The organism is Paracoccus sp. PAR01 (assembly GCF_014851995.1).
In the GTDB taxonomy this organism is placed as follows: Bacteria; Pseudomonadota; Alphaproteobacteria; order Rhodobacterales; family Rhodobacteraceae; genus Paracoccus; species Paracoccus litorisediminis.
This window is the reverse complement of record NZ_JACVAW010000053.1, coordinates 1-4,994: the sequence shown is the minus strand read 5'-3', so window position 1 is coordinate 4,994 and position 4,994 is coordinate 1. Positions and strand designations below refer to the sequence as shown.

Genomic DNA, 4,994 nt, shown 5'->3' with positions numbered 1-4,994 from the left:
TCTTGCCGATAGCCCGGTCCAGAAGGTCGAAAAGGTCAATGACAAGATCCAGATCGCCCCGGCAGATCCCGGCGTGGTCTATGTCCCGACCTATGACAGCAATGTGGTCTATTCGACCCCGATCCCTGCCTCGACTACGCCCAATTACCACTATGGCTACAATTACGGCTATGACGACGGCACCGACTGGGACGACATCCTGGTGACCGGCGGCGTGCTGCTGGGCGGTGCGGTGATCCTTGACGAGATCTTCGATGATGACGATTGGGATGGCTGGGATGTCGATGACGATATCGACTGGGATCGCGGCGACATCACCATCGATCGCGGTGACCGCAATATCGAACGAGGCGATATCAATATCGACCGCGACAACGTCAATATAGACCGCGACCGGATCGGCGGCGGCGAACGGGTCAGTATCGGTGCAGCCGATCGCACTCAGATTGACCGGAGCGACGCACGTCAGGCCGTCGGTGAGCGGGCAGGTAACCGGCCGAACCAGAAGCCGCTGGCCACCCCGGCAAGCCGCGATGCCGCCAAGAAAAAGATCGAGGCCCGCAAAGCCTCGGGGGCGCAGCCCGCCAACCTCAAGGCCGCCAAGAAAAAGACCGGTCAGGCCGCCGCCAACCGCAAGCAGCCGGTGCGGCAGGCCAAGCCCGCAGCCAGTCGGCCAAGCGCGGGCGCACGCCCCTCGGGGCAGCGCGCGAGCCAAGCGTCGCGGCCATCGGCGCAAAAGATGCCCAAGGCACGCGCCACCCAGAGCCGTCCAAACGCGTTCAAGAAATCAAGCGGGCCACACCCCTCGGCAGCCAGCCAGCGCGGGCGCAGCAGCATGGGCGGACACGGTGGCGGTCGGGGAGGAAGAAGATGAAACGCATCATTTCCACACTCGCCCTGCTCATCGGCACGGCACCGGGTGCCTGGGCCGCGCCGCAATATTTCGACACGCCCGAGGCCGCGGTCACGGCACTTGTCACGGCACTTGAGGCCAAGGACAAGGCGGCGGTCCTGCAGATTTTCGGCCCCGAGGCCGAAGACGTGGTCTCAACCGGAGACGCCGAAGAGGATCGCGTGGTTTGGCGCGAATTCCTTGACGACATGCATGCGATCCACCGGCTGGAACCCGCGGGCGACGGCCGGATGACGCTGCTGGCCGGGCGCGAGATGTGGCCCTTTCCCGCCGATCTGGTCAAAGGCGACACCGGTTGGAGCTTTGACGCCGAAAGCGCGCGCGAGGAGGTTTTGGCACGGCGCATCGGTCGGAATGAGCTTGAGGTCATCGGCCTGCTGCGCCGCGCCCATGAGGTTCAGGCAAGCTTTCGTCAGACCGATTATGACGGGGACGGGGTAATGGAGTTCGCCGCGTCGATCCTGTCCACGCCGGGCCAGCATGACGGGCTTTTCTGGGCAGACGACCCCGACTCGCCGCCCAGTCCCTTTGACGAAAGTCTTGCCCGTGCCAATTTCACCGGCTTCAGCAGCGATGGAGAGGACCGGGAACCCGAACCCTATGAGGGCTACTATTTCCGCATCCTTCAGGGTCAGGGTCCGGCGGCACCCGGCGGGGCCTATAGCTACATGGTCAATGGCAACATGGTTTCAGGCCATGCCATCGTGGCCTATCCCGCGGCCTATGGCGACAGCGGCATCATGAGCTTCATCGTGGCCGAACCCGGCATCGTCTATCAGACCGATCTGGGCGAAGACACGCTGGAAAAAGCCGTAAAGATTGAGCTTTTCGACCCGACCGAAGAATGGGTACCTGTGGAATGACGGATCATTTCACAGGTGGTGCGGCATAGAAGGTCAATGCCCGCAGAAAGGTCATACACCTCCCGCCCCATCTTCCCGAGAAACAATCGGTCGGACCAACACGACAGTGTTCCGCCAATCAGGCCGGAGAGCGGGCTTTGACACATGTTTCAATCGGCCTGTGGGGCATCGTTCAGCTTGATGATCCCTTCGGGTGACGTGATCAGAATTTCCACCTCGCGCCCAGCATCAGGGCGCTCAGGTCGTGATACTCCGCCCCGGTATCGCCGTCGAACTCATATTCACGGTAGCCCAGATATGCCTCGAGGTTGTAGTCGTCGAAGCCCTGCACCGCCTGCACGCCCCAGGATTTGGAATCCGAGCCCGAGACGACATAGTCATTGCCCTCGAAATAGTCGATCGAGACCGCCGTGCTGCCCTGCGCGATCACCTCGCCCAGCCAGCCCAGCTTCACATAGCCGTAATTGCCGCTGTCATCCTCGCCATCGCCCATGGCCAGAGTTGCATTCAGCCCGGTCGGACTGTGCACCACCGAGGTCGAGGCCACCAGCTGCTCGGTATCGCCGTCATCGGAATCCTTCCAGGCATAGCCCAGCCCCGCATCGGCCTTGATGACGTCGCCTTCATAGCCATAGCGAAGGGCGATATCGTAATAGGTGGCATCATCACCCGAGACGAGGATTTCTTCGCCGTAAGCCGCCGAGCCCATGAAACCGTTGTATTTCGGGGTATCATAGCGGATGCGGAAGCGCCTTGCGCCGTCGAAATCCTTGAACGCATCGCCCACCGAGATACCCGACAGCGCGTCTGCATCTCGGAATTCGTAGCTGCCGGCGGCATCCGGCAGGTTGACATAGCCGGCAAGGCTGGTGCCGGAATTGTCGATCTCGGCCACGCCATCGGTCGCCATGCTGCCCTGACCCAGCCAGATCGCGCCGAAATTGCCGGAATAGACCCCCTCGAACTTGCGCAGGTCGGTCCGTTGCCAGTCGATCCAGTCGCCGTCGTCATGCTGGCTGGTCTCTGAGGTGGACCTGAAGCCCAGACCGGTCTCGATGTTGAAGCGCAGCTTGTTCTCGCCCATCGGGACATCGATCCAGAAGCCGAGGCGACTGATCGAATTGCCGTTGTCGACGAACTCGTCATAGGATTGCACCCCGTCATCGACGCGCTGATAGGTCATGTTCAGCTGCCCGTAAAAGGTCGCCGTCGCGCCCGTGGGATGGGTGAAGGTCAGGTCCTCGGACCAGACAGGCATCGCGGCAAGGCACAGTCCCGGCGCGACGATCATGATCTTGGTCTTCATGTGTCATTCTCCGATTCTGGTTCAATGTCCTTTCAGGACAAGGGTCTGGATCGGCAGCAGAATGGCCTGAATGCGCAGGATCAGCGCATGCACCAGCCCCACCGTGTCGATCGCATGCAGGGTAAAACGCTGGAAGCCCCCGAGATGGGGATCGTCCAGCCTGTCGTGATTGCTGGTATAGGCATTGGCGATGCAGGTCGCACCCTGCGGCAACCCGTCTAGCGCGCCTTCGAACAGCGGCTCCATGATTACGGTGATCGTGCCGCCCTGCACCAGATTTTGCATGTCCATCAGTTGATCGGTCGGCCGGATCTGACCGGCGGCGATCACGTCCTGAACTTCGGTCACCACCATCGGAATCACCTGCCACGGCTTGGCGGCGCAGGTGACTTCGCCGATCATGCCGGGTTTCATTACCTGGGATTCAATCTGGCCAAAACCGGCGATCAGACCGGTGACCTGCCGCTGCGGCACCAGGATACCCGCTGGGCGCAGCATCGGGTTGACCACATCGCCGGGCCGCAATGCGAACTGCTGGACGATCCCGTCGGTGCCTGCCAGCACAAGCGTCTTGTCCAGCTCGACCTGCGCTTCGTGCAGGGCGGCTTCGGCGCTGGCCTTGCGGGCAGGCAGTTGGAATTCGACCTGGGCCTTCAGCGCATCCCGCGCGGCGATGGCGGCATCGACCATGCCCTGTTGGGTTTCGACCTGCACCTGCGCACGCTCGACATCGCGGCGGGCGACGGCGCTGGAGTTCTGCTTGAGCAGGGCATTGCGGGTCTCATATTCGTCCGTGGCTTGCGCCAGCATCCCCTGAGCCTGCGCGATGCGGCCATCCGCCTCGCGGACCTGGATCTGCGCGACCTTCAGCTCGGCCTCGATTTCGGCCAAGGCGCGGCGGTCGGTCTCAACCGCGGCGCGCTGGCTGGTATCGTCCAGCCGGAACAGCGGATCGCCCTGTTTGACGCTTTGGTTGATGTCGACAAAGGTCTCGGCCACCCGGCCATTGGTTTCCGGCAGGATGGTGACCGTGCGAAAAACCGAGGTCGCGGATTTGGTCGAGGGGTGGAAATAGAAGATCGCGGTGATCAGGCTGATGGTCAGCAGCAGACACAACACGATGCCCCAGCGCAATTCGTACCAGACGGTGAACAGCGTGATTTCCCGACCAAAGCGTTTGCCTTGGGCAAAGCGGCGATACAGGTAATCGGGCAGGATGGTGACGCTTGAACAAAGCAGCAGTTCCAGCATGGCTCAGACCTCCGCCGGTTTGTCGGCCTCGGCCGTGGGTGCGGGTTCGGGTTCGGGTGGCGCGGGCGGGGCCATGCGGCCCAGTGACTGCGCCATCGAACTGAGCGGCGTGCTGAAATCGGGAACCGGGATCATCGCCAACAGCAGCCCCGCGATCCAGAAGGCATGGTTATGGGTGAACAGCGCGATCAGCGCCAACACGGCGACGATCTCGAACTGCACCTTCTGGCCGCGATGGGCCATGTGCTCGGGCAGGGCGTGCAGTCTAAAATAAAAAACCCCTATCCCAACCACCGCGACGACAAGAAAGATACCGGTCACGATCATGAGCCAGTCAGTCTGCCCCGGCAGGGCAATGTATGGAGGCAGATGTGACACCGCTTCGGGATGCAACAAAGTCTCAGTACGAATCTCGGTCGCCAAGCAGTATGTCCTTTTTACGACTCCGGTTGCCGGCAGCTTACGGGCGTGACCTCAGTCTTAGCGACAATCTGCCGTGGTGCCGAACACAGGTATGTAACTCACTGTTAGTGCGCCGGGGGGCGGCGCAGATGCCTGACACGTCCCGGCCCGGGATCGACCCGGCCGATGGCGCGGGCGATGGCGGCGATCAGATCGGGATGGATCTGACGAAAGGTCAGGTCCTCGACCAGACGATCGC

Annotated in this window: 5 protein-coding genes; 2 read left to right on the top strand and 3 right to left on the bottom strand. The window is 62.0% G+C overall.

The window, feature by feature from the left end; all coding sequences use genetic code 11:
* Both IB235_RS24375 and IB235_RS24370 read left to right on the top strand, forming a co-directional pair.
* The coding region (locus tag IB235_RS24375) for a DUF3300 domain-containing protein (protein WP_192338956.1) at positions 1 to 874 on the top strand (874 nt) is incomplete at its 5' end.
* Positions 871 to 1,776, top strand: coding sequence for a DUF2950 domain-containing protein (locus IB235_RS24370; protein ID WP_192338954.1), 906 nt, complete (start codon positions 871 to 873; stop codon positions 1,774 to 1,776). The genes IB235_RS24375 and IB235_RS24370, both read left to right, overlap by 4 nt.
* Positions 1,777 to 1,978: 202 nt before the next feature.
* Here the strand turns inward: IB235_RS24370 and IB235_RS24365 are convergent, their stop codons facing one another.
* Genes IB235_RS24365 through IB235_RS24355 form a run of 3 tightly spaced genes read right to left on the bottom strand, consistent with a single transcriptional unit; the run spans position 1,979 to position 4,660 of the window.
* Positions 1,979 to 3,082 (bottom strand): porin, encoded by a 1,104-nt coding sequence (locus tag IB235_RS24365; protein WP_192338952.1) that lies wholly within the window; start codon positions 3,080 to 3,082, stop codon positions 1,979 to 1,981.
* A 21-nt stretch (positions 3,083 to 3,103) separates the two neighbouring features.
* Positions 3,104 to 4,333 carry an HlyD family secretion protein gene (locus tag IB235_RS24360; protein ID WP_192338950.1) on the bottom strand — a complete coding sequence of 410 codons (1,230 nt, stop codon included), beginning with the start codon at positions 4,331 to 4,333 and terminating at the stop codon, positions 3,104 to 3,106.
* 3 nt (positions 4,334 to 4,336) lie between these two features.
* Entirely contained in the window at positions 4,337 to 4,660 is a 324-nt protein-coding gene (locus tag IB235_RS24355) for a hypothetical protein (RefSeq protein ID WP_225612612.1), read from the bottom strand.
* Positions 4,661 to 4,994: the final 334 nt, after the last annotated feature.